This is a genomic window from Pseudomonas sp. Sample_9 (assembly GCF_004307535.1).
GTDB lineage: Bacteria > Pseudomonadota > Gammaproteobacteria > Pseudomonadales > Pseudomonadaceae > Aquipseudomonas > Aquipseudomonas mercuritolerans.
The window spans coordinates 1-3,113 of record NZ_RAZO01000059.1 but is presented as its reverse complement, the minus strand read 5'-3'; the positions used below and the strand labels follow the sequence as shown (position 1 = coordinate 3,113).

General features: G+C 60.5%; 1 protein-coding gene. It reads left to right on the top strand.

Annotation, left to right across the window (positions count from 1 at the left end; genetic code table 11):
* Window positions 1-5 precede the first annotated feature (5 nt).
* Window positions 6-2,900, top strand: a complete 2,895-nt coding sequence (locus D6877_RS03490; RefSeq protein ID WP_130909866.1) for a ribonucleoside-diphosphate reductase subunit alpha — start codon at window positions 6-8, stop codon at window positions 2,898-2,900.
* The last annotated feature ends 213 nt before the right edge of the window (window positions 2,901-3,113 follow it).

Genomic DNA, 3,113 nt, shown 5'->3' with positions numbered 1-3,113 from the left:
CCCCCATGCAAACCGACACAACTCGCGAGAACCCGCAGGGCACCTTGCCGCAGGCCGCCGATTCGACTTCGGATCTGGCAGCCACCGCGCCTGGCCAGCTGCGCGTGATCAAGCGTAATGGCACTGTCGTTCCTTACACCGATGACAAGATCACCGTCGCTATCACCAAAGCGTTCCTCGCAGTTGAGGGCGGCACCGCTGCCGCCTCGTCGCGAATCCACGACACCGTTGCGCGCCTGACCGAACAGGTCACCGCGACCTTCAAGCGTCGCATGCCATCGGGCGGCACCATCCACATCGAAGAAATCCAGGACCAGGTCGAACTGGCCCTGATGCGTGCCGGCGAGCAGAAAGTCGCACGCGACTACGTGATCTACCGTGACGGCCGTTCGAAAGAGCGCGCTGCCCACGCTCCGGCCGAAGAAGCCGTCAACGCGCATCCGTCGATCCGCATCACCCGCGCCGACGGCAGCCTGGCGCCGCTGGACATGGGTCGCTTGAACACCATCGTCACCGAAGCGTGCGAAGGCCTGGAAGAAGTCGATGGCGACCTGATCCAGCGCGAAACCCTGAAGAACCTGTACGACGGCGTGGCCCTGACCGACGTCAACACCGCCCTGGTGATGACCGCCCGTACCCTGGTCGAGCGCGAGCCGAACTACTCGTTCGTCACCGCCCGCCTGCTGATGGACACCCTGCGTGCCGAAGGCCTGAACTTCCTCGAAGTCGCCGAAAGCGCCACCCATCACGAAATGGCCGACCTGTACGCCAAGGCACTGCCGGCCTACATCGCCAAAGGTATCGAGTTCGAACTGCTGAACCCTGTGCTGGCCACCTTCGACCTGGAAAAACTGGGCAAGGCGATCAACCACGAGCGCGATCAGCAATTCACCTACCTGGGCCTGCAGACCCTGTACGACCGCTACTTCATCCACAAGGATGGCGTGCGTTTCGAACTGCCGCAGATCTTCTTCATGCGCGTGGCCATGGGCCTTGCGATCGAAGAGAAGCAGAAAGAAGACCGTGCGATCGAGTTCTACAACCTGCTGTCCTCGTTCGACTACATGGCTTCGACCCCGACCCTGTTCAACGCCGGTACCCTGCGTCCACAGCTGTCGAGCTGCTACCTGACCACCGTGCCGGATGACCTGTCGGGCATCTATCACGCGATCCACGACAACGCCATGCTGTCGAAATTTGCCGGCGGCCTGGGCAACGACTGGACGCCTGTTCGTGCGCTGGGTTCGTACATCAAGGGCACCAACGGCAAGTCGCAAGGCGTTGTGCCGTTCCTCAAAGTAGTGAACGACACCGCTGTGGCCGTGAACCAGGGTGGCAAGCGCAAAGGCGCTGTGTGTGCCTACCTGGAAACCTGGCACATGGACATCGAAGAGTTCATCGAGCTGCGCAAGAACACCGGTGACGATCGTCGTCGTACCCACGACATGAACACTGCCAACTGGATCCCTGACCTGTTCATGAAGCGCGTCTTCGATGACGGCAAGTGGACCCTGTTCTCGCCATCCGAAGTACCGGACCTGCACGACCTGACCGGTAAGGCCTTCGAAGAGCGCTACGAGTACTACGAAGCGCTGACCGAGTACCCGGGCAAGGTCAAGCTGTTCAAGACCATCCAGGCCAAAGACCTGTGGCGCAAGATGCTGTCCATGCTGTTCGAAACCGGCCACCCATGGCTGACTTTCAAAGACCCGTGCAACCTGCGCAGCCCGCAGCAGCACGTCGGCGTGGTCCACAGCTCGAACCTGTGCACCGAGATCACCTTGAACACCAACAAGGACGAAATCGCCGTTTGCAACCTGGGCTCGATCAACCTGCCGAACCACATCGTCGACGGCAAGCTCGATACCGCCAAGCTGCAACGCACCGTGAACACAGCCGTGCGCATGCTCGATAACGTGATCGACATCAACTACTACTCGGTGCCGCAAGCGAAGAACTCCAACTTCCGCCACCGTCCGGTCGGTCTGGGCATCATGGGCTTCCAGGACGCTCTGTACCTGCAGCACATCGCCTACGGCTCCGACGCTGCCGTCGAGTTCGCCGACAAGTCGATGGAAGCGGTCAGCTACTACGCGATCCAGGCTTCCTGCGACCTGGCCGACGAGCGCGGCGCCTACGAGACGTTCAACGGTTCGCTGTGGTCCAAGGGCATCCTGCCACTGGATTCGCAACAGATCCTGATCGAACAGCGTGGCGAGAAGTACATCGACGTCGACCTGAAGGAAACCCTCGACTGGGCACCGGTTCGCGCCCGTGTACAGAAAGGCATCCGTAACTCGAACATCATGGCCATCGCACCGACCGCGACCATCGCCAACATCACTGGCGTTTCGCAGTCGATCGAACCGACCTACCAGAACCTGTACGTGAAATCGAACCTGTCGGGCGAATTCACCGTGATCAACCCGTACCTGGTTCGCGACCTGAAGGCTCGCGGTCTGTGGGACTCGGTCATGATCAACGACCTGAAGTACTACGACGGTTCGGTGCAGCAGATCGAGCGCATCCCGCAAGAACTCAAAGAGCTCTACGCGACCGCGTTCGAAGTGGACACCAAGTGGATCGTTGACGCCGCCAGCCGTCGTCAGAAGTGGATCGACCAGGCCCAGTCGCTGAACCTGTACATCGCTGGCGCATCGGGCAAAAAGCTCGACGTGACCTACCGCATGGCCTGGTACCGTGGTCTGAAAACCACCTACTACCTCCGTGCCCTGGCCGCGACCAGCACCGAGAAGTCGACCATCAACACCGGTAAGCTGAACGCTGTTTCCAGCGGCGGCAACCACGGCGACGACTCGGTCCTGGCCGCTCCGGCAGGTCCGGCGCCAGTGCCAAAGGCCTGCGCGATTGACGAGCCGGATTGCGAAGCTTGCCAATAAGCTGAGCTGAGATCAGGCGTTGCGAGACGCCTGATATCTCAAGGCAAAAGAAAACCCCCGTCAGACTTCTGGTTTGTTGGGGGTTTTGTTTTTTGAAGGGCCTTGGCGGCCTTTGGGCCGACCGGGCTCTTGAGGTTTTGGGTGTATATCCGTTGCTGCGGGTGTTGCCGCTGGCGGTTTCGCTCTTACAGCGAGTCACCTTTTTCAGACGCC

Bases quoted from the DNA above. Each gene is read 5' to 3' on its own strand.
- D6877_RS03490 (WP_130909866.1), top strand. From the start codon at position 6: ATGCAAACCGACACAACTCGCGAGAACCCGCAGGGCACCTTGCCGCAG.